The following is a 23,740-nucleotide window of genomic DNA, read 5'->3' as shown; positions in this document are numbered from 1 at the left end:
TGTTCCCTGTTCCCTAAAACCAATAATTTTTACCAGACCCAATTTCAAACTAATATAATAACCATAATGAAAAATATTCAACGTCCCAATTACTTTACTTCCCAGTTTCTAGTAGAAGAAGATTTTAAGGATGAGCAAGCCTACCATCGTGACATGCGCCTGCGTCACAATCGTTTACTCCATGAATGGGGTGTGGTGGAAGGATTAGAAGTAACCAGAGCCGGGGATAAAAAAATTGCCGTTAGTGAAGGCATGGCCATTGATAAAGATGGTCAAGAAATTATTGTTTTACCCAATTGTACAGTACCGGACACGATTAACACGATTAACTTAGATGGATTACCACTCAAGGCAACTATTGAAATTACCGTCATGTATCGGGAAATTAAGGACAAGGGTTACCGAGTAGGTAGCGAGATCAAATACACTCGCACCACTGAACGTCCCAAGTTTGTCATTTACGGGAGTAACACAAGTCAAGACAATCTCCAAGACGGTAATGTAGATTTAAAAAATGCTGATAGTCCTCCTCCCGAGGATAATGTGATTCTGTTGGCACAGGTGAAACTAGACAACGACGGTAAGGTTAGTGAAGTGCATAATTATGTACGCAAGCTTGCTGGTGCTAAGTTATCTACTGCAGATGGTTTTCGAGTCAGGTACGACCACAATTTCTTTGGGGCTAGTGGAGATGCTTTAGTGATTGAACAAAGAGATATTAATCCCACTAAGCCTGATCGAGGGATTGCTTTTGTTAATACGGGTGACGATGGAGTTGTAGAAACTGCCCTTGTTATTAAAGGAAATGGCAATGTAGGTATTGGGACAAATAATCCTAGTCAAAAATTAGAGGTGGCTGGAACTGTTAAGGCCACCAACTTAAACCTGACAGGAGACTCAACCATAGATGGTTCCCTAACCGTTGCTGGAAGCCTGGAAGTACAGGGGGATGTGATTGCCCGTGATACCGAGCATATGCCTGGGAATGTGTCCTTGGGGAATGGTGATAATGATCAAGTGACAATTGCAGGGGTAATTCGCTCAGGGCATTCATCTGGGGCGCTGAGGGTGGATGATGCGTTACATACCACTGGTGCTCTGACAGTGGATGGCAATGTCGGTATTGGCACAACCTCTATTCATAATCCTCAGGATTGGCACAAAGTTTTAGACATCTTAGGTTCACAGCATGCTCGGTTAAATGTCAGGTCTGGTGGTGGGGTAGTAACCAGTGTTTTTAGTAATGATAGTTGGAATGGAGCCAGAGGCGTAATTGGAACGGAATCGAACCACCCATTGACCTTTGCTACTAACTATCAACACCGTATGACGATTGACCCCAATGGCAATGTGGGTATTGGGACAACTAATCCACAATCCCTTTTGCAAGTTGGAGATGGATTAGGAGGTGGTAATCGCCCCTGGATGACAAGAGGACTACAGGTTGCTTGGGATACTGACCATCTATTTCTAGGATTGAAAGATCAAGGGGCAGATCGCAAAGATTCTGTACTGGCATGGGGAGATAATACCAATGATGTATTCAGATTCATTTTTGCGGCGACCGGTGGTGCTGCAGATGGTCAAGAAATAATGAGGTTACAGCCAAACGGCAATGTCGGCATTGGCACAAATAATCCTAGTGAAAAATTAGAGGTGGCTGGAACTGTTAAGGCCACTAAATTTGAGGGGGCAGGAAATTCAACCATCGATGGTTCCCTGACAGTGAATGGTTTGCTGGAAGTAAAAGGGAATGTGTCCTTGGGGGATGCGGATAATGATCAAGTGACAATTGCAGGGGTAATTCGCTCAGGGGATTCATCTGCGGCGCTGAGGGTGGATGATGCGTTACATACCACTGGTGCTCTGACAGTGGATGGGAATCTCAGTGTTAGGGATGCGATCGCTACTGCTCAATTAAGTGTGACCGATCGGGTAACAGGTTCCCTCACCATAGAAAATAACTTAACTGTGGGTGGTGTGCTGGCTAGCACTTTAGAAGTATCTGGGGCTTTAAAATTAGGGACTACAGGAACTCAGATTTTTCATAGTACTAATGAATCCGGTACACCTAGTGGAGATGGTTTTCGACTCAGGTACGACAACAATTTCTTTGGGACTAGTCAAGATGCTTTAGTGATTGAAAAAACCGACGGGAATCACCCTAACCCTGATGGAGGAATTGCTTTTGTTAATACGGGTAACGATGGAGTTGAAGAAACTGCCCTTGTTATTAAAGGAAATGGTAATGTAGGCATTAGCACAAATAATCCTAGTGAAAAATTAGAGGTGGCTGGAACTGTTAAGGCCACTAAATTTGAGGGGGCAGGAGACTCAACCATCGATGGTTCCCTGACAGTGAATGGTTTGCTGGAAGTAAAAGGGAATGTGTCCTTGGGGGATGCAGATAATGATGAAGTGAAAGTTACAGGGGTAATTCGCTCAGGGCATTCATCTGGGGCACTGAGGGTGGATGATGCTTTACATACTACTGGTGCTCTGACCGTGGATGGTAATGTCGGTATTGGGACAACCAATCCTAGTGAAAAATTAGAGGTGGCTGGAACTGTTAAGGCCACTCACTTTGAAGGGGATGGTTCTGCTTTAACTGGTATTAGTGCTGGAAAGTGGTCTGATGGTGGTAGTAACAGGATTTACTATAATGCTGGCCATGTCGGCATTGGCACAAATAATCCTACTGAAAAACTAGAGGTGGATGGAGCTGTTAAGGCAAAGTCGCTGACTATCGAAGACAACCTCACTGTCAATGGCAATATTACAACCTCTGGCATGATTAGGGGGTCATCAATGCCGCCTAATCTAATCAGAAATTCCTACATGAATATACTCGATGGCAACAAGCCTGCTGGGTACAACACCCTTGGGAATCTTACTTTAGAAGCAGCCCACCCTTTCACGAAAGGGTTTGAAGGACCCTATGTAGGAACAAAACCAGCCAATGCTGCCGATAGTGTAGATGATGCAACCGAAGAAAATCCTTATTGGTTTGGCATATCTAACAAAGGTTCGCGAATAAAAAGAGGTGGTTTAGCTGATGGTTGGGCTTCTTTTCGTGACGGTAGGATTTTGAAAATTACTGGGGATAATTCAGGACAACATACCATGATACTTTTTCCCTTTGAGTCCCGAGGTAATTTTTTAACCAAAAAGTACGTACATCTCAAAGCTTGGCTCAAGATTTCTTCCGGTAAACAAGTGGGATTTGGCGAACTTGCTGGGTGGGGTAACGGAAAGCCTAATAGTGGATTGATAATTACCAAGGAACAAAGTGATAATGCTCCAGATGGTTGGTATCGAGTAGATGGCGTAATTCCCACATCTGAGGTAACGAAGTTGGGTGGTCAGAGTTTTTCTATGGGTATAGCGGGTGACGACGCTGACGGATCTTTTGAAGTATATCTAGCCTTACCATACCTAGCCAATTTAGATAATGATAGCTGGCTTCCTAGTGTTTCTGATCTGCTTTCGCGGGATGGGTTAACAGTTCATCCTACTTCTGGTAATGTTGGCATTGGGACAACAAATCCTAGTACAAAATTAGAGGTGGATGGAACTGTCCAAGCCACTAGGTTTGAAGGGGATGGTTCTGGTTTAACTGGTATTAGCGCTGGTGGCACAAAGTGGTCTGATGGTAGTAGTAACAAGATTTACTATAATGCTGGCAATGTCGGCATTGGGACAAATAATCCACAATCCCTTTTGCAAGTTGGAGATGGATTAGGAGGTGGTAATCGCCCCTGGATGACAAGAGGACTACAAGTTGCTTGGAATAGTGACACTGTATTTCTAGGATTGAAAGATGAAGGGGCAGATCGCAAAGATTCTGTACTGGCATGGGGAGATAATACGAATGATGCATTCAGATTCATTTTTGCGGCTTCAGGCGGTGCTGCAGATGGTCAAGAAATAATGAGGTTACAGCCAAACGGCAATGTCGGCATTGGGACAACCAATCCTAGTGAAAAATTAGAGGTGGCTGGAACTGTGAAGGCCACTAAATTTGAAGGGGATAGTTCTGTAGGTAATGCTGAGTTAGCCAATAACTCCGTGACCAATGCCAAAATTGCCAATGATGCAGTCAACGCTGCCAAGATTCAAAACGGCACCGTGGGTACTGCTGAGTTAGCCAATAACTCCGTGACCAATGCCAAAATTGCTAATAACAGTATTAGTATGGATAAACTTGATGCTGTGACTAGGAGGGAACTGAATAACGCTTCTGAGCTCCAAAGTCTACAAACGCAAATCAGAAGTATACAAGGGCGAATCGCAAATATAGAACGGCTATTGGGAGGTATAGGTGAGCCTCCTGTAGGGAGAGATTTTCCTGTCGCTGATCCTGACCCTGATCCTCGCCCTGGTACTGACCCTGGTCCTAGTCCTAACCCAGAGATTCGTGACCCAAACTCGCCCTAGACAGACCCTGAGCAAGAAAGGTAAAGCTAACGGTTTAAAGCTTACTGGCGTTACAACCAGAACATTAGCATACACTCAGTCTGTAAAAATTGCATCATCATATTAGTAGGAACGGCCAAGGAAAAGGTGAACCATATGGGATATCAACGGGCAAGCCAAACCAAAAACAACCAAATAACCCCAAAGGGAAAAACCGTTCAAGCCAAGCCAACCCCCTTGGCTACCCATAGTCCGGTTCACCCCCTCCTGCAACTCCAACGAAAACTGGGAAACCAAGCAGTTAATCGTCTCATCCAGACAAAAATGCAAGTGGGGGAAGCCAATGATGTGTACGAAAAGGAGGCAGACAGTGTTGCAGCCCAAGTAATGCGCATGGCAGCACCACCAGTGCAAAATTCCATGGAGGAAGAGGAAATACAAACTAAGCCGATCGCCTTACAGTTACAATCGGACGAAGAAGAAATACAAACTAAGCCGATAGCCCTACAGTTACAATCCGACGAAGAGGAAATACAAACTAAGCCGATAGCCCTACAGTTACAATCGGACGAAGAAGAAATACAAACTAAGCCGATAGCGCTACAGTTACAATCGGACGAAGAAGAAATACAAACTAAGCCCATAGCGCTACAGTTACAATCCCAGGAAGAGGAAATACAAACTAAGCCGATAGCGCTACAGTTACAATCCGGGGAAGAAGAAATACAAACTAAAGCAAATCCTGGTCAAACCCCACAAGTATCATCTAATTTAGAAACTAAAATCCAATCCCGACGGGGTACCGGTCAACCTCTGCCAGACTCTACCCGTGCTTTCATGGAACCCAGATTTGGGGCTAACTTTAGTGGGGTGCGGGTGCATACAGACTCTAGTGCCGTACAGATGAATAAGGAGTTGGGAGCGCAAGCCTTTACCCATGGTAGGGATATTTTCTATGGTGCGGGGAAGTCTCCTGGTAAGAATAGTTTGACGGCTCATGAGTTGACCCATACTATCCAGCAGAACGGGGGAATTCAGGCGAAAGTAATTGATCAACAGGCCAAGAAGGCAAATAAAGTCGAAAAGAAGGCTGGGTTTGCTGTTCCGATCAAGGATACTCCCGGGAATGGGGTCAATCAAGAATCTCCGACTCTTGTCAAGGATACTGATATAAAACCAGAAGTCGAGGGGGAAAATACAGTTAACACAGAGGTAGTTGCACCTCAAGAAACTGCTGAGACTAAGGCTGAAACAGCCCCAAAGCCGGAAAGCCAGGCAACATCGGTTAGTTCTGGAGTTTCTCCAGGGAAAAACCAGGAGGCAATGGCTCCAGAAGCAGCTAATCAAGGGATGAAAGCGGAGGTAAATCAAGAAACCACGGCAACACCTGCTGAAACAACACCCCTAGAAACTACTGCTGCTTCCCCAGAGTCAGATCCAGATTTTAAAGCAGTGGTTGCTAAAGCTAAGGGAATTGCCAATAAGCAAAAACAACACGCCCCAGCTAGTACAAAAGCGAAACAAGCCCAAGCTGCAGCGGTAAGTCCAGCCAAGGAAATAGAAAGCAAAGCTCAGGCCAATCAAGTGGGTGAGATGGCACAAGCTCCCACTCCTGGTTTTGATGCTGCTGCTTTCAAGGCTAAATTAATGGAGCGCATCCAGTCAGCAGCTCCGGAAACTCTTGAACAAGCGGATGAGTTTAAGGATAGTAACAAACTGGCTTCTGTCAAGAGCCAGATGCAAAATACCGTTAAGCAAGAGCAAACTGCATCTCAAGCACCCTTAGAACAGAAGGCGAAACAAGCACCGGATACCAGCAGTATTAAACCGAAATCAGTAACTCCCCTAGCTGCCAATGAAGCGGGAGCAGTAACCAAAAATATTGGTGCTGACAAAGCTATTCCTAAAGCCAAGGGACAAGGTGAAGTGGAGGCACCGCTACAAGAAAGTAGCCAAAAACTTGACCAACAGATGGCTGAGGCTGATGTTACTTCGGAACAGTTAGCTAAATCCAATGAACCCCAATTCCAAACAGCTTTAGCAGCAAAACAAGAGGCTCAAACTAATGCCAGCCAAGCACCCCAAGCCTATCGTCAGTTTGAACAAGACCAGTTAACCCAAGCCCAAGGGGAAGCTGCAACCACAGCGGGGCAACAACTCCAAGGAATGCATGGCTCCCGGGCTCAGTTATTAGCTCAGGTTACCAATCAGCAAATTAAAACTAAGGGTAAGGATGAGCAAGAACGAGCTAAGGTTGCTGGGGATATTCAAAAGATTTACAACCAAACTAAAACTAAGGTTGAGGACATTCTCAATGGCTTAGATGGTAAGGTTAATCAAGAATTTGACGCTGGTGCCAATCAAGCCACCAAAGCCTTCGAGAACTACGTTGATGAAAAAATGAAGGCTTACAAAGATGAGCGTTATAGTGGCGATTTCGGTTGGTATCTTTGGGGTAAGGATAAATTACTAGGTTTACCATCAGAGGTTAATGCTTTTTATCAAGAAGGACGACAACTTTACCTGGCAAAAATGGATGTTGTCCTCAATAAAATCGTCAACATTATTGGTACTGCCTTAACCGATGCTAAAGCAGAAATTGCCAAGGGTAGGCAAGAAATTAAAGACTATGTAGCTAAATTACCCGAAAACCTGAAAACTGTAGGTCAACAAGCCGCTACGGATATTCAAAGTCAATTCGACCAGTTGGAACAAAGCGTTGACAGCAAACAAGATCAGCTAATTAATACTCTGGCCGAGAACTATAACGAAAAGCTGCAAGCTGTTAATGCCCGCATCGATGAGATGAAGGCTGCTAATCAGGGGTTAGTTGATCAAGCAGCCAATGCCATAACTGGAGTCATCGATACCATTAATAAACTCAAAGACATGTTGCTGAGTGTCTTGAGTAAAGCGTCTGATGTAATTGGTAACATTATTAAAGACCCCATCGGCTTCCTAGGCAATTTAATTAGTGGTATTAAACAAGGCTTTGAGAATTTTGTCGCTAATATTGGGCAACATCTACAAGCCGGTTTAATTGGCTGGTTAACTGGAACCCTGGGACCGATGGGTATTCAACTACCCGATGACATCTTTAGCTTACCGGGAATATTCAGCTTAGTAACCCAAGTCTTGAACTTGACATTTACCTATATTCGTGGTAAAGCAGTCAAGCTCTTTGGGGAACCAGTAGTAGCTGGCATGGAGAAAAGCGTGGAAATATTCCAGATATTACGCGATCGCGGACCCATGGGACTGTGGGAACATGTTAAGGAACAGTTCAACGACCTGAAACAAACAGTCATCGAAGAAATCAAGACCATGGTCGTTACCGAGGTGATCACCGCCGGGGTGAAGTGGGTTCTGAGCTTGTTGAATCCTGCATCAGCCTTTGTGAAAGCCGCCATGGCAATCTATGACATCATCATGTTCTTTGTTAATCGCGGTAGTCAGGTGCTGGAATTGGTAAATGCAGTTGTGGATGCCGTGAGTGCGATCGCATCTGGTGCTGTTGGTGGTGCAGCGAAGTTGGTAGAGAATGCTTTAGCGAAAGCTGTACCAGTGGTAATAGGGTTCTTGGCTTCCTTGTTGGGTATTGGTGGTTTGGCGAAGAAGGTTGAGGGGATTATTGGTAAGATTCGGGAGCGGATTGATCAGGCGATTGATAAGGTGTTGTTGAAGGCTAAGGGGTTGTTTAAGGGTAAGAAGGGTAAGGGGAATAAGGATGGTAAGTTTACTAAGAAAGATCGTAAAGCTGGATTAGCTGCTTTTGAAAAAGAAGAAAAGCCTTTTATTCAGAATGGTGGTATAAGTCAAAAACATGCTAAAAAAGTTGCCAATATCGTCAATAAAAAACATCCAGTATTTAACTCAATCACTGTTGTTGATGGCAAAGATAGTTGGGATTATCAATATGTTTTTAGGGCTAAGGTAGATACACCAACTAAAAAGCAAGGATTGCCACCACAAATAAAGATCGGCAATAGAATTGAAAATAAGTCTTCAGGTAACATCAGCAAAATAATTTCGTTTGATCAAAGTAAGGACTCAATCATTCTAGAGATTAGTAAAACTGCTCGTAAAAAGACCAAGTTAAGCGTTTTTGCCGAAAACTTAAGACAAGGTAAATTATTTATAACCGATAAACCTGAGGTTCCAGAAGAAGTACAGAAATTAGAGGAAGCAATCCAAGAACTTTTGAAAGATCCACTCTTAAAGCCTGGTCCTTACGCAAAGGAGTCTATCTCGTCAAGCGGACCAATTGTATCTAAAGATGAGAGCAAACAAATACAGCAAATTGGTGGTAATTATGGTTGCCATAGTACAGGGGTAAAGGAACCTGGGGGCAACGGAACTTGGATTGGAGATCACCAGCCTCCAACAGGGTTGCTTAATCATGGTCTTGCAAGTGGGAAACAGAGACTATATCCTCATTCCTGGTCTGCATCAGGGAAGCAAGGAAATAAAGTGAAGCAAATCCTGAAAAAGCATAGAGAACTTAAGGAATTAAAAGGAAAGTAAGCCATAGATGAAAAGTGACACTGTTATGTCAGGCAATTGGGCTGTGCAAATTCTGGAAACTCTGGATTCTCATGCTGAGGATATGAACTTTCCAACATTTGAAAATAATAATTTCTCTGCTGTAGATATGCGTCTAACAGTCTTTCGTAGTGATAAAGAATGGTTGTTAGCTTTTGAGGTGATAGCTTTCGCTAATAGCCAGAATCTTTTTGTTAATCTGATTTATGGGTACGGCAACCATTTATTTGAACAAGGAATGCGTCTTGCCCATGACATAAGTTTGCTTGATAACCTCAGCATCTTTGAAGATACAGAAGGATCATTTGTTAATAGATTCAGTTTTGTATCATCTGTTGATGGTAAAGTTAAAGATTTCGTTTTTTATAGGGATGATTATGAGATTGCAGGAGTTGATCTGACTTGTGGAGATACCATAGAGTTAAGTTTACTAAAGCTGCTTGCATTTGTAACTCCTAATGACTTATTTTTATCAGGTGATGCGCTCATTAAAGCTCTAGTAGAAGAGGAAATAACAGAGTTTATAAAATTGGAAGACTGGCATCATCCAGATATTTTAAATGATGAGTTGCCAAGTCAAAATGAGTGCTTTAAGAGTATTGCTGAAGCACTAATGCACAATAAAAAAAAGTTATACTTTTGTGACCCAGATAAAGTCAATACGCACTGGTCTTTATGGGAGTACTAAATCCTCTAATGATTACGGGGACTAAATAAAAGTGCGATCGCATGATATTCTAGGGTGCGCCCTTCGACAGTGTAACCCACCAAAGCACACCCTATAAAACCCCATACCCAGTATGTTCACGAATCTCGGGGGGATGAAAAGCAAGAACAATCCTATCCTTCGGTACTCCTGTGGCAACCAATTCATCAGTGATCCCATCTTCCATACCGTCGTAGTGAATCCAAATTTTACCATCGCGGATTGAACCATGAACAATCGTAGCATTACAATCCTGTTGAGTAGGTAATCATCCAATGGAAAAACTATAAAAGTACCGATTAATCATCCGCCAGCTATTAACTAATCATGCCACCTTAGAAGCAAATAATCCAAATTCAGAGATTGAGTGTCAACTAATTTTTGACACAAAACATGACCATTATCAACTTTTAGATATCGGCTGGGATGGACTCAAACGAGTTTACAACAGTTTCATCCATTTAGATATCAAAGATGGCAACGTTTGGATTCAGCGCAATATGACAGAGGCTGATTTGGCGCAAGATTTGGTAGACATGGGTATACCGAAAGCAGACATTATTTTCGGTTTACATCCCAGTTATAAACGTCCTTACACAGACTACGGAGTGGCTTAGTAGTGGATTGACTTAACCATAAAATTAATTATAATGATGATGAGTAACCATTTTGAGTTAGATAAAATAGGAAATATGTAAAATTTCTAGTAAATGCCAAAGAAAATCAGGGTTCTCAAACAAATGCTTCGCCAAGCGGGTTTTAGAGAAATACCAGGTAAAGGAAGCCATACAAACTGGGTACATCCTCTTTATTCTGGGAAACTCACAGTTTCAGGTAAAGACGGAAACGATGCTAAGCCCTATCAAGAAAAGAATGTAAAAAAAGCTATTGATGAAGTAGAAGGTAACATTAATGATAAGCCAACTTAAATATCAAATGATAATTCAATGGTCAGAAGAAGATAATTGTTTTTTAGTTGGTTTCCCTGACTTCCCCGGACAAAAATGGCGGACTCATGGAGAAACTTATGAAGAAGCAGTTAAGAATGGAACTGAAGCCTTAGAATCTTTGGTAATAGCCTATCAAGAAACAGGTGAAACTCTTCCTGAACCAACTATTAGTAAGGCAGCGTAGTGCGTTCGCGTAGCGTGACCTACGGTCAATCGCGTAGCGTAGCCCTTTGGCCTAATCGCTGATCTTGTAGGGTGCGCCCTTCGACAGGGTAACCCACCAAACCAAACACTATGCGATCGCATACCCAGTATGTTCACGAATCTCGGGGGGATGAAAAGCCAGAACAATCCTATCCTTCGGTACTCCTGTGGCAACCAATTCATCCGTGATCCCATCTTCAATTGACATCTTTAGCTTACCGGGAATATTCAGCTTAGTAACCCAAGTCTTGGGCTTGATATTTGCCTACATTCGTGGTAATGCAGCCAAACTCTTTGGGAAGTAGTAGCTGGCATGGAGAAAGCCGTCGAAATATTCCAGGTATTACGCGATCGCGGAGCCATGGGACTGTGGGAACATGTTAAGGAACAGTTCAACGACCTGAAACAAACAGTCATCGAACAAATCAATAACATGGTAGTTACCCAGGTGATCACCGCCGGGGTGAAGTGGATTCTGAGCTTGTTAAATCCAGCATCAGCATTTGTCAAAGCCGCCATGGCAATTTATGACATCATCATGTTCTTTGTTAATCGCGGTAGTCAGGTGCTGGAATTGGTAAATGCAGTTGTGGATGCCGTGAGTGCGAACGCGCCCCGCGTGACCTACGGTCAATCGCGTAGCGTAGCCCTTTGGGCTAATCGCATCCGGTGCAGTTGGTGGTGCTGCGAAGTTGGTAGAGAATGCTTTAGCGAAAGCTGTACCAGTGGTGATTGGGTTCTTGGCTTCGCTGTTGGGTATTGGTGGTTTGGCGAAGAAGGTTGAGAAAATTATTGGTAAGATTCGCCAGCGGATTGATCAGGCGATTGATAAGGTGTTGTTGAAAGCGAAGGGGTTATTTAAAGGGCAAAAACGGTAAGGGGAGTAAGAATCAGCAAAGTAAAGAAAAAGTAGTTGAAGGCGGACTTAGAGACTTACATGTTGAAGAGAATAAATATTTAAAGGACAATAAAATAACTAAAGCTGTAAGCATTCAGCCGTCAGCGGTCAGCCGTGAGCTAAAAGCTCACGCTACTTGAGGTGCTTTCCGTAACATAGATTAAACGAATACTTACCTGTTTTCTTGATCCCAAGCGCGAGTGGGGGAAACCACGGCAGACCGCGAGTGGGGAGGGGCTGTGTGCGGAACCTGCGTCCGCACCGCTGTTTGCCCCGTGGGAACCCCCGCAGGTCGGCACTGCCTCCCCTGTTCCGAAGCTGCATCGCTTATTCAAAAGCTGTTCGGTGTAGCTTGCCCATAGCCCATAAGCACATCAAGTAGCGTGGGCTATGCCCAGTGGCCAAAGGCCTTTGGCTGATAGCTGTTCGCGTTCGCGAAGCGTCGGCTTTGCCGAAAGCGTGGCCAAAGGCCTTTGGCTGATAGCTGAATGCTTACCTAAAGCTAATGCAATAAAAGCTGCCAATCTTACCAAGAATAAACATCCTATCTTCAGCTCTATCACAGTTATTGATGGGGGAAAAGATTGGGATTATGATTATACAAGTCGAAGAAGTAAAAGTGAAGATGGCAAAAAAAAAGCGGAAAGAGATAGAAAACATTCAAATCAGACCTGTGAAGATGAAGTCCTTGAGAGACTCCAAGGGGAAAAAGATGCAATTTGTGGTTCTATACCACTGCCTGGGTGTAAGCCAGCTTTGGATAAGCTAAAAGCCGGGAAAAAACTCAAAGGAAGATCAGTCAAAGGAATAACGAAAAACCATGTTATTAACAGAATTAAAATTCTACAAGAATGTATTGATCAAAGACAACAAATACAAGATGAATGCTTTGGTGGAAAACCGGATCAAAGACACACAGATGCTCTCAATCAAATGAGGAATGCACTGGAAAACTGCCAAGAGCTATTAGACAATTATGGAGATTATATATAAAGAATATTTTTAGCTCAAGCCTTGAACGTTACTAGTAATCTCAAGGATTGAGTTTAAAGTAGTTTATCCTCATCTTATTTTTGTTAATTAAAATGAACAATAAAGATATTTTTGAGATAATTCGATACCATGATGATAGTAATCTTGCGAAGATGATTGAACAAGGTCTCGACGTTAATTTTTACATGCCTAATCCCCCTTTCTGGACTCCCTTACAAGAAGCGATAGATGAAGTTGATTATGGAGGAAAAATAGAAATTGTAAAACTTTTGATAAAAGCCGGAGCTGATGTCAATGCTTGGAATCTAGACCGGGATTCTAATCCATTACTCATGGCTATGTGGGGCGGCCACAAAGAGATAGTAAGCTTACTATTGAAAGCGGGAGCTAATCCTAATGTCAAGGATAATGAAGGCAATTCTCCTCTGAGATGGAGTGTAGAGGAAGAAAATATAGAAATGGTTAAACTGCTCCTCAATCACGGAGCAAAAGACACAATCAATGAAGCTGGCGGATTTAGTGGAATGAATGCATTAGGGATCGCGGTAAGTAAGCTGAATATTCCTATAATTAAAACGCTTCTCGATCGAGATGCCGATCCGGAAGTAATTGATAACGATTACCGAAAACCAATAGAAAGGCTGCCGAAGAATGCAGACACTGAGATAAAAGAGAAAATCAAAAGATTATTGGTGGGTTACGGCGCAAAAGAGCCAAATGTCTCTTACCTCAAGCAAACAAGCCCATGACACACTCTAGACATACCTCATATAGTATGGTAAGAGGCGTTCAGCTTAGGACATTTTTCAAGGCGGAATCCTGACCGCTCCCTGAATCTTATGTCCTAACTTATTGGCCTAGGGCTATACGCGATCGCGTAGCGTGACCTACGGTCAATCGCACAAGCGCGGAAGCTGAGGCCGTAGGCCACGCTTTGCGTTCGCGTAGCGTCGGCTTTGCCGAAACGCTTCATCGCGTAGCGTGACCTACGGTCAATCGCCGATCTAACCCACAATAACTTAGAACTCTAAAAGAAGTTGATTATTGTATAATGGTTTTGTATCAAGATTTGCATAGATTGCTTATCTGAAGAGGTGATTTTAGAATGGAAAAAATAATCCAGTATCGCCAATACATTAAACAACTTCTGAGTGATTATGCCAGTAAAAGTCCATCTGATCAAGATGTTGAAGCTGCCTTAATTTTTGACTCAGACCACGACCATTATCAAGTTGTTTACACTGGTTGGAAAAACCGCCAACCCATGTATGGTTGTGTTCTACATTTCAGCATCAAAAATGCCAAAATTTGGATACATCATGATGGAACTGAAATTGGTTTTGCCAACGAACTCGTCAAATTGGGAGTACCAAAGACTGATATTGTACTAGCATTTCAAGAACCTGCTGTACGTCAATATACTGACTTCGCAGTGAATTAGAGTAAATTTATCGGCAGTTTTTATAATTTGAGAGGTAAATTGACTGTCATAGAACTTATCAGCAAACACTATGCGATCGCATACCCAGTATGTTCACGAATCTCGGGGGGATGAAAAGCAAGAACAATCCTATCCTTCGGTACTCCTGAAGCAACCAATTCATCCGTGATCCCATCTTCCATACCGTCGTAGTGAATCCAAATTTTACCATCGCGGATTTCACCATGAACAATCGTACCATATACACGGCGATGATTTTCCCAGCCTTCATGGACCAGCAGAAAATGGTTGCGAACGCGCCCCGCGTGACCATAGGTCAATCGCCACTGATAATCATATGAATTGTCACATCACCGAATATATCTAAGCCTGTGAAGCAACACTTTGGGGATTAACACTTATAATCTCAGTAAAACGTTTGAAGTCATCAATGTTAAATGTAAGTAAATGTGTAATTTTATGAGTTACCATCGCAGCAACTAAACGAGCATCATGTACTTGTTTTCCCTTAACCTGATGTTTAATAACAATACTTTCCCACTCAGCCAAAATCCCAGGAGTATCAGGATATACTAAAAATATTCTCTTGATTTTATCTGTTGCTTGTGAAGCTTCATCAATAGATAAACCTAAACCATTATTGCTAATTGGTCGTGTGGCAACAGCCCAAAACTCGATAAGATTCTGTGGAATAATACATAAAGACACACCTTGTCTTCTAAGCATAAAAATCGCTTTTCGAGCATCGGGATGCATCGGGCTATTCTTCTGCACCAAACGCAGCAAAACATTTGTATCCACCAAATAGCTCATAACATTTCTTCTTCTCTTGTGTATATACTTTCTCGGACAACTGCTGTATCGGCAAGTGGCGGTGCTACAGTAAAAGCTGGACTATTGATTAAATCCATTAATTCCGAGTTCCATTCTTTATCGGTTACTGTTTCATAGAAACATGTTTGTTCTTGGTTCATCAAACTATCTTCAATCACAGATTCAAGATAGGTTTGTACTGATACACCTTTGGCAGCAGCTTTAGCAATTATACGAGCCTCTACTTCTGGTTTAAATTGAAGCTTTATAGTCATTTTTTTTTATAAATAATGAAATTATTTTCCAGGCAATACCATTATAACTGAAGTCACCCATACACGTGTACTATCAATACATCAAAGCTTACTGTGCTTGCTTTTTGACATGGAGAACAAATTCACTCTTGGGTATAAATCTCTCAAAGCCTTATTTAGCAAAGATTTTGGCTTATATTTTTTTTATTTTAGAGCGTATCCTCATCAAAAAAAAAAGGAGTGGCTGAGTGCCTTCGCGTAGCGTGGCCTACGGCCAATCGCTTTTAGCGGCTCTTTTGGAGTATCGCGAAGCGTAGCCCTTTGGGCTAATCCCATGATATTGTAGGGTGCGCCCTTCGACAGCGTAACCCACCAAAGCCAATGCTATGCGATCGCATACCCACTATGTTCACGAATCTCGGGGGGATGAAAAGCAAGAACAATCCTATCCTTCGGTACTCCTGAAGCAACCAATTCATCCGTGATACCATCTTCAATACCGTCGTAGTGAATCCAGATTTTACCATCGCGGATTTCACCATGAACAATCGTACCATATACACGGCGATGATTTTCCCAGCCTTCATGGACTAGCAGAAAATGATTGCGTTCGCCACTGATAATTACAGAGGTTGTCACATCACCATAGCGGTCAGGAAGATTGGCGTAATACTTTAAAATATTTTCTAGGGTTTCACGCCATTGTTCTAAACGTTGATTGGTGGTTTCCATTCGATAATTTCCTCAAAATTTACACCGAAAAAAAGTACTGGAACTAAAACCAGGACTGCGATTAACGACAACTGGCTTTACTTTAATTTATCAAAAAAATGAATGATTATACTGAAAACTTCCCTTTAGACAAAGAGTTAACCTTAAGCGAGTCCTCCAATCCCTTAACCATTCCCACAACTTCCCTATCCCTCACCAAACAAAACGACCAAATCATCGAATGTCGTCTTACCTTCCACGTAACTCCCGAACTTTATCACCGCATCGACACCGAAAAACTATTCAACCTCAAACCAGAAGTACGGGCACCCATGAGTGGTGGTAACTTTCTCCCCAGTGGTGATATCCAAATTGAAACCACTCTCCAACCGGATTTACTGCCACAGCTATTAGAAAAGGCTTCCACCGCAGAAGAAGCTGCTAACTACCTGCTTCAGCTTTGTCAACAACCCGAAAACCCCTTAACAAACAAACTACTCAACACCGAAAGCTGGCTATGCTTATCCGTCAAACAACAACAACCAAACGGTGAAGTGGGTTATAACACCTTCTGGAACTACCTTAATCCTTCCACCATTAACGACCCAGAAGCCACCAGCGAAGAACTTTCCGCAGGAATTGTTAACTTTTTCCAAGAATGGACCCAAGCAAATTTAGCTGAAGCTACCCAAAACGCTACCTCTGAATTTCTTGAGGGAATTAGCAGCGTTTTCAACGAATTAGTTGATGAAACATTCTCTGAAACGGAAGAAGATACCACCACAAACCAATCAATATTTACGGCAATAGTTAACTTTTTTGAATCAGATCAATGGCAATTTGTCAAGATACCAGAAACATCAGCCTTGCGTCTTTTATTTCGGGGTGAAAACGGACAATGGACTTGCTACGCCCAAGCCAGAGAAGAACACAGACAATTCGTTTTTTATTCAATTTGTCCCGTTAAGACTCCAGAAAACAAGCGCTTAGCCATCACAGAATTTATCACTCGCGCCAACTATGGCATGATTATGGGTAATTTTGAATTCGATTTCGACGATGGAGAAATCCGCTACAAAACCAGCATTGATGTAAAAGAGGACAATCTTAGTTTTGCTTTAATTAAACCAATCGTTTACGCTAACGTCATGACAATGGATGAATATTTACCAGGAATTATGGCAGTAATTGAATCAGAGGTGGAAGTGAAAGAAGCGATTTTGCGGATTGAGGGTTAAGACAGAAATAGGCTTACCAAGATAATTCACCAGCAAGTTTCAAAACAGCCATTCGTGTGGAGTAATCAAGACGAAATACTAGAGCAGCTAATTCATTCGCCACAGCTTGAGGTACAATAACCGATCCATAAAGTTGTGGTAGTAAATCCAGTAAATTTGTTTGATAGAGATATTGAATTGGTGAGGTATCAGCAATCACATTAGGCATTCGCTAAATCCTCTGTTAATTCCGCTTCTGTTAATCTGAAAGTGTTGATACCATAGTCACTCAACTTAGATAAAAAAACTACTCGCTCAATACCAGCTAGTTGAGCAGCAGCACCAGAGGAAAGTTTACCTAATTCATAAAGTTTCATCGCAGCACTTAAACATAATTCTTGTCCTAGTTTGGTGTTAGGTTTAAAGCCTGTGCGGTTTCTTCTGGAACAGATAGGGTAACTTGATACATAATCAAGGGGAAAGCTACTTTGCTATAACTATAGCATTTATTTAATAAGTAAGGTATAGCGTTTCTTGCAGTTATGAGGTACGCTTATCAACTTCAAAGTCCCCCTTATTAAGGGGGATTTAGGGGGATAATAGGTACCTTATGGGATATAGAATTGCTATATAGTCCGTAGGGAGCATGTCAGTGCTATGAGGTACACAATTCATGGATTTTAGGGAACAGGGAACAGGTAAGAAGGTAAAAATTATTTGCACCTCATTAGGATAAAAAACGCTATATTAACTTTAACAAGGATAACTGTGAGGTGCGCAATGGATCTACACAAATCTAAAACTATACTCTTGAGTAGCATACTCTTGGCATACTTGAGTCTCAATGCTTGTAATGAACAACAGACACCGCCACCAGATACATCCACTTCCTCTCCATCTCCTATAACAGAAGTAGAAATATCCCCAACTCCTACCCAAACTCAAACTACTCCTAAGCAAAAAAACGTTAAGGTTTTTTTTCCCAAGCAACCTCAAAGTAATCAGGATTTTAGGTATGTGGAACCTGTAGTCAGAAGCACCACTAGTCGTGCAGTGGCTACTTTTGCCATTGAACAGTTGATTATTGGTCCGACCAAAGCAGAAACTAAAATTGGTTTCACCGAAGCACTACAACTTAAGGGTCAATCCAACTGTGGCAAAGATTTTACCCTCTCTATTGCAGCAGAAACCGCCACCCTCAAGTTTTGCCGTGCCATTCCTTCCCCTGGGGTAGGCTATGATGCCAGAGCTACCAGTGCTATTGAATCTACCCTCAAACAGTTCTCAACTATCAAATCGGTAGTTATCCTCAACAAAGACGGCAATTGTTTTGGGGACTTAAGTGGTGAAAACCTCTGTTTGAAGACTGGGAGCAAGGGAGAAAGACTTTCTACTAAATCTAAAATAGCAATTAATGGCATTGGCCCCATCACCGTGGGCATGACGCTGGAAGAAGCATCCCAGGCTGGCCAAGTTAAACTACTGCCAGAAGACGCTAGTAGTCGAAGAGACTATGGTTGCTTAATATCTCAGCCAGAAGGCATAGAAAATCTGTGGTTTATGGCAATAGAAGGAAAAATTGCCAGGGTAGACACACGTTCTCCCCAGATTAGCACCATTAGCGGTATCAAAGTGGGGGATAAATTAGAGAAAGTCATGTCTGTATATGGTAACAAAATAGAACTTGAACCCCATCAATATGTACCGGGTGGTAAATATGCAACCTTCGTACCAACGGATAGTTCAGATAAAAATTATCGATTGATTTTTGAAACCAATCCAGAGGGTAAGGTAACTACTTTCCGCGCTGGTAAACTACCGGAAGTGGCATGGGTAGAAGGATGTTTTTAACTCAACATTAGAGATAAGTTAGGTTATGAAAATCTTAAAGGTTCTCAAAAACGGCATGGACTTCAAATTCGACCAAGCGTTGAAAGTCCTGTGCGCTTTGTTGGTAGCGGCACAACTGTTTTTATAGCAGTCGCCAGGGCAGTTAGGACATGACAAAAGTCTCACACCCTTTGTAAGCGCAAGAGTTTGACTTCTGACTTCTGACTTCTGCTATAAGTAGCGCAACCCCTGCGATCGCACAACCCATTGGCCCTTGTGTACTAGATCCGGCTGATATTGGTGTGCCCTGTACTCGTGACATCAATCGCTGTGGCAATCCTAGGGAACCAAATACAGTGCGTTGACTGGTTCTTGTGAAGTACAGTTGGGATACTAGAAAGTGAATCTGTTAGTAATTCTATAAAGTGCCAGATGATCACAATTTAGATCAGATCACAATTAACAGTTGAGGGTTCACTTTCAACAGTGAACCCTCAACTAAATAGATTTAGCCAGTTTTGTCAAACTTAATTAAGTTAGTAATTGTTAATTAAACGAAAAATCCTATTACCCTTGATTTTTAATTAACATTACGTCTATAATTTTTATAGCCGTTTCTTCTGATATCTCTAAAGCATGATAAAGCTCGTTTAAAAACTCTTCTTCATCATCGGTAATTTCTCCATCTGCTAAAATAATATCAGTGGCGAGCGCAAAGGCTGTTCCTTGTAGCTCATAGGGGAGTGATTTTAGGGCTGCACTAAGAAGAGGCTCAGAACCTTGCCGCTGGAGGAGCATCAAAAGTCGTTCAAACATTCTTGCCATTACATCAGCTGAGTAGCTCCTGAACAGCTGCATGCGAGATAAGGCAGTAATAATAGCTTGGACCTCAGAATTAGTCGCGTATCCGTCAGCAGCACCAGCAATTAATGCGATCGCAGCAAAGGCTTCAGCTGGTCCGAGTGTTATTTGGCTGTGTTGACGACTAATTGAAATTTTGTCAAACAGACCCATTGTTGTTGTCTCTTGGAAAAGTACCTTAGTTAATACCAAGATGACATTGGTGACCGCAAACGGAATTAGTAGAAATACTGAACTTGTGACTAGACTTTGCCAAAGTTTTCTCTTTCACCTCAAGCAGGGCTATAGTTAATCTGGTTAATCTGACCGATAAACTAGAGTCAATCTCCATCAAGGATAATCACCCCTGTGGCACCAGTAACCCCCGACGTAAACCAGCGAATTCAGGAACTGCGGCGACTGTTGCAAAACGCTAGTTATGCCTACTACGTCCTGGACAATCCCATCATGGCAGATGCCATCTACGATCAACTCTACCGGGAACTGCAAGAGCTGGAAACAGAGTATCCTGAGTTAGTAACCTCTGATAGTCCAACCCAGCGGGTAGGAGAAAAACCAGCTACTGGTTTTGTTTCCGTGCGCCACAATATCCCACTCTATAGTCTGGATAATGCCTTTAACCTTGAGGAATTTAGCCAATGGCAAGAACGATGGCAGCGTCATATTTCTGGTGATATTTCCCAAGACTCAGGATTTAATACTGAATACGTTTGTGAACTCAAAATTGACGGTTCAGCATTAGCACTGACCTATGAAAATGGGATTTTGGTCAGGGGAGTGACCAGGGGTGATGGGTCCACAGGAGAAGATATTACTCAGAATGTCCGCACTATTCGCTCTATTCCTTTGCGGCTCAATCTAGACCAACTTAATCTAGACCAACTGCCAGCTTTAGTAGAAGTGCGTGGTGAGGCATTCTTACCTCTGGATGTATTTGAGAGGATTAATCAGGAACGAGCACAAGCAGGTGAACCATTATTTGCTAATCCTCGTAATGCCGCTGCTGGTACCTTGCGCCAATTAGAACCTCGAATTGTTGCTAAACGGCAATTGGCTTTCTTTGCTTATACCTTACATATTCCGAATCAGGATAGTAGTGAGGAGTACACCATCCCAATGCCCAATTGCCAATGGGATGCTCTAGAATTGCTGCAAAAGCTGGGTTTTCCGGTGAATCCCCATCGCCAATGTTGTGCTTCCTTACAGGATGTTCAGGATTATTACAATTACTGGGATGCGAGACGGCAAGATTTACCCTACCTGACCGATGGGGTAGTGGTAAAAATCAATGCTTTCGGGATACAACAACAATTGGGGTTTACCCAGAAGTTTCCTCGTTGGGCGATTGCTCTGAAATATCCGGCTGAAGAAGCTCCCAGTCGTGTGGAAGCAATTACCGTTAATGTGGGACGCACCGGAGCAGTGACACCCTTGGCTATTTTAGAACCAGTGCAATTGGCAGGCACAACAGTACAACGGGCTGCCCTACACAATGGTGATTATGTTGCCCAATTAGATTTGCGAGTTGGGGATACGGTGATTGTACGGAAAGCGGGGGAGATTATCCCGGAGGTGGTACGTGTCTTACCAGAGTTACGTCCTGATCATGCTAAACCCTTCGAGATGCCTACCCATTGCCCTGTTTGTAGTCAACCCTTGGTGCGTCCTAAGGGTGAAGCAGTGACTCGCTGTATTAATTCATCTTGTCCTGCGATTGTTAAGGGCACTCTCACCCACTGGGCAAGTCGTAATGCTCTTGATATTAATGGTTTGGGGGAAAAAATTGTAGAACAATTGGTAGACCAAGGCTTAGTGACATCTGTTGCTGACCTTTATGATTTAACCCTAGACCAGTTGGTGTCATTGGAGCGTATGGGGCATAAGTTAGCCCAGAAGTTGCTAAATGCGATCGCAAAATCCAAAACTCAACCTTGGTCACGAGTCCTTTATGGGTTAGGGATTCGTCATGTGGGTAGTGTCAATGCTCAAACCCTTGTCCAGACTTTTCCTACCATTGAGCAGTTGGCTCAAGCAACCGTCACTGATATTGAGGGAATCTATGGCATTGGACCAGAAATTGCTCAGTCTGTCTGGGGTTGGTTTCAGATTTCCAGCAACCAGACCTTGATTGCTCGATTGCGAGAAGCGGGTTTACAGTTAGAAGCTTCTACTAAAACTATAGCGCTAGACCAAACCCAACCCTTAACCGGAAAAACCTTTGTGATTACTGGCACTTTGCCTACCCTTAAGCGTAGTGACGCGAAAGACTTGATTCAAAACGCTGGTGGTAAGGTTACTAGTGCCGTTAGTGCCAAAACTGATTATTTGGTGGTTGGGGAAGATGCCGGTTCTAAGTTAGAAAAGGCTCAAAAATTAGGAATTACCCAATTAACTGAATCCCAGCTATTAGTAAAATCCCAGAAGTTTCCTGCTACTGAAGAAGCTCCCACAGTGCAATTGGCAGGGACAAAAGTACAACAACGGGCTCTCACCCACTGGGCAAGTCGTAATGCTCTTGATATTAATGGTTTGGGAAAAAAGATTATAGAACAATTGGTAGACCAAGGCTTGGTAACATCTGTTGCTGACCTTTATGATTTAACCCTAGAGCAGCTGGTGTCATTGAAGGGTATTGGGTATAAGTTAGCCCAGAAGTTGCTAAATGCGATCGCAAAATCCAAAACCCAACCTTGGTCACGAGTCCTTTATGGCTTAGGGATTCGTCATGTGGGTAGTGACAAGGCTAAAACCCTTGCCAAGAAATTCCGTAACATTGAGCAGTTGGCTCAAGCAACAATCCCCGATATTGAGGGAATCTACAGCATTGGACCAAAAATTGCTAAGTCTGTCCGGGATTGGTTTCAGAATTCCAGCAACCAGACCTTGATTGATCGATTGCGAGAGGCAGGTTTACAGTCGATTGACAAGAGACCTCTGACCCACTGGGCAAGTCGTTATGCTCTTGATATTAATGGTTTGGGGAAAAAGATTGTAGAACAATTGGTAGACCAAGGCTTGGTGACATCTGTTGCTGACCTTTATAATTTAACCCTAGAGCAGCTGGTGTCATTGAATGGTATTGGGCATAAGTTAGCCCAAAAGTTGCTAAATGCGATCGCAAAATCCAAAACTCAACCTTGGTCACGAGTCCTTTATGGGTTAGGGATTCGTCATGTGGGTAGTGTCAATGCTCAAACCCTTGTCCAGACTTTTCCTACCATTGAGCAGTTGGCTCAAGCAACCGTCACTGATATTGAGGGAATCTATGGCATTGGACCAGAAATTGCTCAGTCTGTCTGGGGTTGGTTTCAGATTTCCAGCAACCAGACCTTGATTGCTCGATTGCGAGAAGCGGGTTTACAGTTAGAAGCCTCTACTAAAACTATAGCGCTAGATAAATCTCTACCCTTAACTGGAAAAATCTTTGTGATTACTGGCACCTTGCCTACCCTTAAGCGTAGTGACGCGAAAGACTTGATTCAAAACGCTGGTGGTAAGGTTACTAGTGCCGTTAGTGCCAAAACTGATTATTTGGTGGTTGGGGAAGATGCCGGTTCTAAGTTAGAAAAGGCTCAAAAATTAGGAATTACCCAATTAACTGAATCCCAGCTATTGGACTTGCTTTAACTGAACGTATTCCAAACAAATCTACGTTACCGATTCCCGATTCTCGATTCCCGATTCCCGATTCCCGATTCCCGATTCTCGATTCCCGATTCCCGATTCCCGATTCCCGATTCCCGATTCCCGATTCCTTATACTTTGGTTGGTTAAACCGGTAAGATGATAGAGTAGCACAAAACCCGCGTCTCATGACCGGGAGTGGTAACAGTGACTTGAAGGTTTAGCGGTACCGACGCTTGCGTCTGCGAGCGATCGCTTTGCGCTTTTCTTTCAATGGAGT

General features: G+C 42.8%; 21 protein-coding genes and 4 pseudogenes. 13 read left to right on the top strand and 12 right to left on the bottom strand.

Annotation, left to right across the window (positions count from 1 at the left end):
- The first annotated feature begins 66 nt into the window (after positions 1-66).
- The 3 genes from LYNGBM3L_RS01365 (at position 67) to LYNGBM3L_RS01355 (ending at position 9,646) form a co-directional block, all read left to right on the top strand.
- Entirely contained in the window at positions 67-4,437 is a 4,371-nt protein-coding gene (locus tag LYNGBM3L_RS01365; protein ID WP_008178136.1) for a hypothetical protein, read from the top strand.
- 135 nt (positions 4,438-4,572) lie between these two features.
- Positions 4,573-8,940 (top strand): eCIS core domain-containing protein, encoded by a 4,368-nt coding sequence (locus LYNGBM3L_RS46860; protein WP_008178134.1) that lies wholly within the window; start codon positions 4,573-4,575, stop codon positions 8,938-8,940.
- Between the two features lie 7 nt (positions 8,941-8,947).
- Positions 8,948-9,646, top strand: coding sequence for a DUF7003 family protein (locus LYNGBM3L_RS01355; protein WP_008178132.1), 699 nt, complete (start codon positions 8,948-8,950; stop codon positions 9,644-9,646).
- Positions 9,647-9,737: 91 nt separating this feature from the next.
- On the opposite strand, the pseudogene LYNGBM3L_RS01350 reads toward LYNGBM3L_RS01355, so the two are convergent.
- A pseudogene (locus LYNGBM3L_RS01350) lies at positions 9,738-9,911 on the bottom strand (element excision factor XisI family protein); the annotation flags it as partial.
- A 55-nt stretch (positions 9,912-9,966) separates the two neighbouring features.
- Here LYNGBM3L_RS01350 and LYNGBM3L_RS35695 point away from each other — a divergent pair.
- The 3 genes from LYNGBM3L_RS35695 (at position 9,967) to LYNGBM3L_RS01340 (ending at position 10,798) form a co-directional block, all read left to right on the top strand.
- Positions 9,967-10,281: a XisI protein gene (locus tag LYNGBM3L_RS35695; protein WP_229414251.1), complete on the top strand. Its 315-nt coding sequence runs from the start codon at positions 9,967-9,969 to the stop codon at positions 10,279-10,281.
- A 93-nt stretch (positions 10,282-10,374) separates the two neighbouring features.
- On the top strand, positions 10,375-10,593 hold the full coding sequence (locus tag LYNGBM3L_RS01345; protein WP_008178126.1) for a type II toxin-antitoxin system HicA family toxin: 219 nt from the start codon (positions 10,375-10,377) through the stop codon (positions 10,591-10,593).
- Positions 10,580-10,798: a type II toxin-antitoxin system HicB family antitoxin gene (locus tag LYNGBM3L_RS01340; RefSeq protein WP_044491941.1), complete on the top strand. Its 219-nt coding sequence runs from the start codon at positions 10,580-10,582 to the stop codon at positions 10,796-10,798. Before LYNGBM3L_RS01345 ends, LYNGBM3L_RS01340 begins: the two co-directional genes overlap by 14 nt.
- Before the next feature lie 108 nt (positions 10,799-10,906).
- Here the strand turns inward: LYNGBM3L_RS01340 and LYNGBM3L_RS35690 are convergent.
- Positions 10,907-11,020, bottom strand: a pseudogene (locus LYNGBM3L_RS35690) (element excision factor XisI family protein); the annotation flags it as partial.
- Between the two features lie 111 nt (positions 11,021-11,131).
- On the opposite strand from LYNGBM3L_RS35690, the gene LYNGBM3L_RS01330 reads away from it, so the two are divergent.
- The 3 genes from LYNGBM3L_RS01330 to LYNGBM3L_RS01320 all read left to right on the top strand — a co-directional run bounded on the left by LYNGBM3L_RS01330 (position 11,132) and on the right by LYNGBM3L_RS01320 (position 13,458).
- Complete coding sequence (locus tag LYNGBM3L_RS01330) at positions 11,132-11,602, top strand: hypothetical protein (RefSeq protein WP_008178120.1); 471 nt, start codon at positions 11,132-11,134, stop codon at positions 11,600-11,602.
- Positions 11,603-12,106: 504 nt separating this feature from the next.
- Positions 12,107-12,709, top strand: a complete 603-nt coding sequence (locus tag LYNGBM3L_RS01325) for a hypothetical protein (RefSeq protein WP_081431846.1) — start codon at positions 12,107-12,109, stop codon at positions 12,707-12,709.
- Positions 12,710-12,801: 92 nt separating this feature from the next.
- On the top strand, positions 12,802-13,458 hold the full coding sequence (locus LYNGBM3L_RS01320; RefSeq protein WP_008178110.1) for an ankyrin repeat domain-containing protein: 657 nt from the start codon (positions 12,802-12,804) through the stop codon (positions 13,456-13,458).
- A gap of 95 nt (positions 13,459-13,553) precedes the next feature.
- Here the strand turns inward: LYNGBM3L_RS01320 and LYNGBM3L_RS42605 are convergent, their stop codons facing one another.
- The gene (locus LYNGBM3L_RS42605; protein ID WP_154659645.1) at positions 13,554-13,724 is read right to left on the bottom strand and encodes a hypothetical protein; all 171 of its coding nucleotides are present in this window, start codon (positions 13,722-13,724) and stop codon (positions 13,554-13,556) included.
- Positions 13,725-13,814: 90 nt separating this feature from the next.
- Here LYNGBM3L_RS42605 and LYNGBM3L_RS01315 point away from each other — a divergent pair, with 90 nt between their 5' ends.
- Positions 13,815-14,150 (top strand): XisI protein, encoded by a 336-nt coding sequence (locus LYNGBM3L_RS01315; protein WP_008178108.1) that lies wholly within the window; start codon positions 13,815-13,817, stop codon positions 14,148-14,150.
- Between the two features lie 68 nt (positions 14,151-14,218).
- Here the strand turns inward: LYNGBM3L_RS01315 and LYNGBM3L_RS01310 are convergent.
- The 4 genes and pseudogenes from LYNGBM3L_RS01310 to LYNGBM3L_RS01295 form a co-directional block, all read right to left on the bottom strand.
- Positions 14,219-14,449: pseudogene (locus LYNGBM3L_RS01310) on the bottom strand (XisI protein); the annotation flags it as partial.
- Between the two features lie 64 nt (positions 14,450-14,513).
- Positions 14,514-14,963: a type II toxin-antitoxin system VapC family toxin gene (locus LYNGBM3L_RS01305; protein WP_008178103.1), complete on the bottom strand. Its 450-nt coding sequence runs from the start codon at positions 14,961-14,963 to the stop codon at positions 14,514-14,516.
- The gene (locus LYNGBM3L_RS01300) at positions 14,960-15,238 is read right to left on the bottom strand and encodes a hypothetical protein (protein ID WP_008178102.1); all 279 of its coding nucleotides are present in this window, start codon (positions 15,236-15,238) and stop codon (positions 14,960-14,962) included. Before LYNGBM3L_RS01300 ends, LYNGBM3L_RS01305 begins: the two co-directional genes overlap by 4 nt.
- A gap of 363 nt (positions 15,239-15,601) precedes the next feature.
- The gene (locus LYNGBM3L_RS01295; RefSeq protein ID WP_008178098.1) at positions 15,602-15,949 is read right to left on the bottom strand and encodes a XisI protein; all 348 of its coding nucleotides are present in this window, start codon (positions 15,947-15,949) and stop codon (positions 15,602-15,604) included.
- Positions 15,950-16,047: 98 nt separating this feature from the next.
- Between LYNGBM3L_RS01295 and LYNGBM3L_RS33515 the strand changes: the two genes are divergently transcribed.
- Positions 16,048-17,166 (top strand): type III secretion system chaperone family protein, encoded by a 1,119-nt coding sequence (locus LYNGBM3L_RS33515; RefSeq protein ID WP_008178095.1) that lies wholly within the window; start codon positions 16,048-16,050, stop codon positions 17,164-17,166.
- 13 nt (positions 17,167-17,179) lie between these two features.
- Here LYNGBM3L_RS33515 and LYNGBM3L_RS46320 read toward each other — a convergent pair whose 3' ends face one another.
- Positions 17,180-17,374 carry a PIN domain-containing protein gene (locus tag LYNGBM3L_RS46320; protein ID WP_008178093.1) on the bottom strand — a complete coding sequence of 65 codons (195 nt, stop codon included), beginning with the start codon at positions 17,372-17,374 and terminating at the stop codon, positions 17,180-17,182.
- A pseudogene (locus LYNGBM3L_RS50075) lies at positions 17,367-17,614 on the bottom strand (UPF0175 family protein). The gene LYNGBM3L_RS46320 and the pseudogene LYNGBM3L_RS50075 overlap by 8 nt, the downstream one beginning before the upstream one ends.
- 311 nt (positions 17,615-17,925) lie before the next feature.
- Here LYNGBM3L_RS50075 and LYNGBM3L_RS37760 point away from each other — a divergent pair.
- Entirely contained in the window at positions 17,926-18,996 is a 1,071-nt protein-coding gene (locus LYNGBM3L_RS37760) for a hypothetical protein (RefSeq protein ID WP_008178089.1), read from the top strand.
- A 142-nt stretch (positions 18,997-19,138) separates the two neighbouring features.
- Here LYNGBM3L_RS37760 and LYNGBM3L_RS45360 read toward each other — a convergent pair whose 3' ends face one another.
- A complete protein-coding gene (locus LYNGBM3L_RS45360; protein ID WP_154659644.1) occupies positions 19,139-19,297 on the bottom strand; it encodes a hypothetical protein in 159 nt (52 codons plus the stop codon).
- 245 nt (positions 19,298-19,542) lie between these two features.
- Positions 19,543-19,989, bottom strand: a complete 447-nt coding sequence (locus tag LYNGBM3L_RS01275) for a tellurite resistance TerB family protein (protein WP_008178085.1) — start codon at positions 19,987-19,989, stop codon at positions 19,543-19,545.
- A 195-nt stretch (positions 19,990-20,184) separates the two neighbouring features.
- Here LYNGBM3L_RS01275 and ligA point away from each other — a divergent pair, with 195 nt between their 5' ends.
- Positions 20,185-23,463 (top strand): NAD-dependent DNA ligase LigA, encoded by a 3,279-nt coding sequence (gene ligA / locus LYNGBM3L_RS46315; RefSeq protein WP_008178084.1) that lies wholly within the window; start codon positions 20,185-20,187, stop codon positions 23,461-23,463.
- Between the two features lie 21 nt (positions 23,464-23,484).
- On the opposite strand, the gene LYNGBM3L_RS35670 is transcribed toward ligA, so the two are convergent.
- Positions 23,485-23,634, bottom strand: coding sequence for a hypothetical protein (locus LYNGBM3L_RS35670; RefSeq protein WP_154659643.1), 150 nt, complete (start codon positions 23,632-23,634; stop codon positions 23,485-23,487).
- Positions 23,635-23,740: the final 106 nt, after the last annotated feature.

Origin of the sequence: Moorena producens 3L, assembly GCF_000211815.1 — a bacterium.
GTDB classification, from domain to species: Bacteria; Cyanobacteriota; Cyanobacteriia; order Cyanobacteriales; family Coleofasciculaceae; genus Moorena; species Moorena producens.
The sequence above is the reverse complement of the archived record's forward strand: the minus strand, read 5'-3'. Positions and strand labels throughout refer to the sequence as shown.

Coding starts and splice junctions, on each gene's coding strand:
- LYNGBM3L_RS01300 (WP_008178102.1), bottom strand. CDS start 15,238: ATGACTATAAAGCTTCAATTTAAACCAGAAGTAGAGGCTCGTATAATT.
- LYNGBM3L_RS01315 (WP_008178108.1), top strand. CDS start 13,815: ATGGAAAAAATAATCCAGTATCGCCAATACATTAAACAACTTCTGAGT.
- LYNGBM3L_RS01325 (WP_081431846.1), top strand. CDS start 12,107: ATGCCCAGTGGCCAAAGGCCTTTGGCTGATAGCTGTTCGCGTTCGCGA.
- LYNGBM3L_RS37760 (WP_008178089.1), top strand. CDS start 17,926: ATGGATCTACACAAATCTAAAACTATACTCTTGAGTAGCATACTCTTG.
- LYNGBM3L_RS01320 (WP_008178110.1), top strand. CDS start 12,802: ATGAACAATAAAGATATTTTTGAGATAATTCGATACCATGATGATAGT.
- LYNGBM3L_RS33515 (WP_008178095.1), top strand. CDS start 16,048: ATGAATGATTATACTGAAAACTTCCCTTTAGACAAAGAGTTAACCTTA.
- LYNGBM3L_RS01275 (WP_008178085.1), bottom strand. CDS start 19,989: ATGGGTCTGTTTGACAAAATTTCAATTAGTCGTCAACACAGCCAAATA.
- LYNGBM3L_RS01330 (WP_008178120.1), top strand. CDS start 11,132: ATGGAGAAAGCCGTCGAAATATTCCAGGTATTACGCGATCGCGGAGCC.
- LYNGBM3L_RS46320 (WP_008178093.1), bottom strand. CDS start 17,374: ATGCCTAATGTGATTGCTGATACCTCACCAATTCAATATCTCTATCAA.
- LYNGBM3L_RS01295 (WP_008178098.1), bottom strand. CDS start 15,949: ATGGAAACCACCAATCAACGTTTAGAACAATGGCGTGAAACCCTAGAA.
- LYNGBM3L_RS01365 (WP_008178136.1), top strand. CDS start 67: ATGAAAAATATTCAACGTCCCAATTACTTTACTTCCCAGTTTCTAGTA.
- LYNGBM3L_RS01345 (WP_008178126.1), top strand. CDS start 10,375: ATGCCAAAGAAAATCAGGGTTCTCAAACAAATGCTTCGCCAAGCGGGT.
- LYNGBM3L_RS01355 (WP_008178132.1), top strand. CDS start 8,948: ATGAAAAGTGACACTGTTATGTCAGGCAATTGGGCTGTGCAAATTCTG.
- LYNGBM3L_RS46860 (WP_008178134.1), top strand. CDS start 4,573: ATGGGATATCAACGGGCAAGCCAAACCAAAAACAACCAAATAACCCCA.
- LYNGBM3L_RS45360 (WP_154659644.1), bottom strand. CDS start 19,297: ATGTCACGAGTACAGGGCACACCAATATCAGCCGGATCTAGTACACAA.
- LYNGBM3L_RS01305 (WP_008178103.1), bottom strand. CDS start 14,963: ATGAGCTATTTGGTGGATACAAATGTTTTGCTGCGTTTGGTGCAGAAG.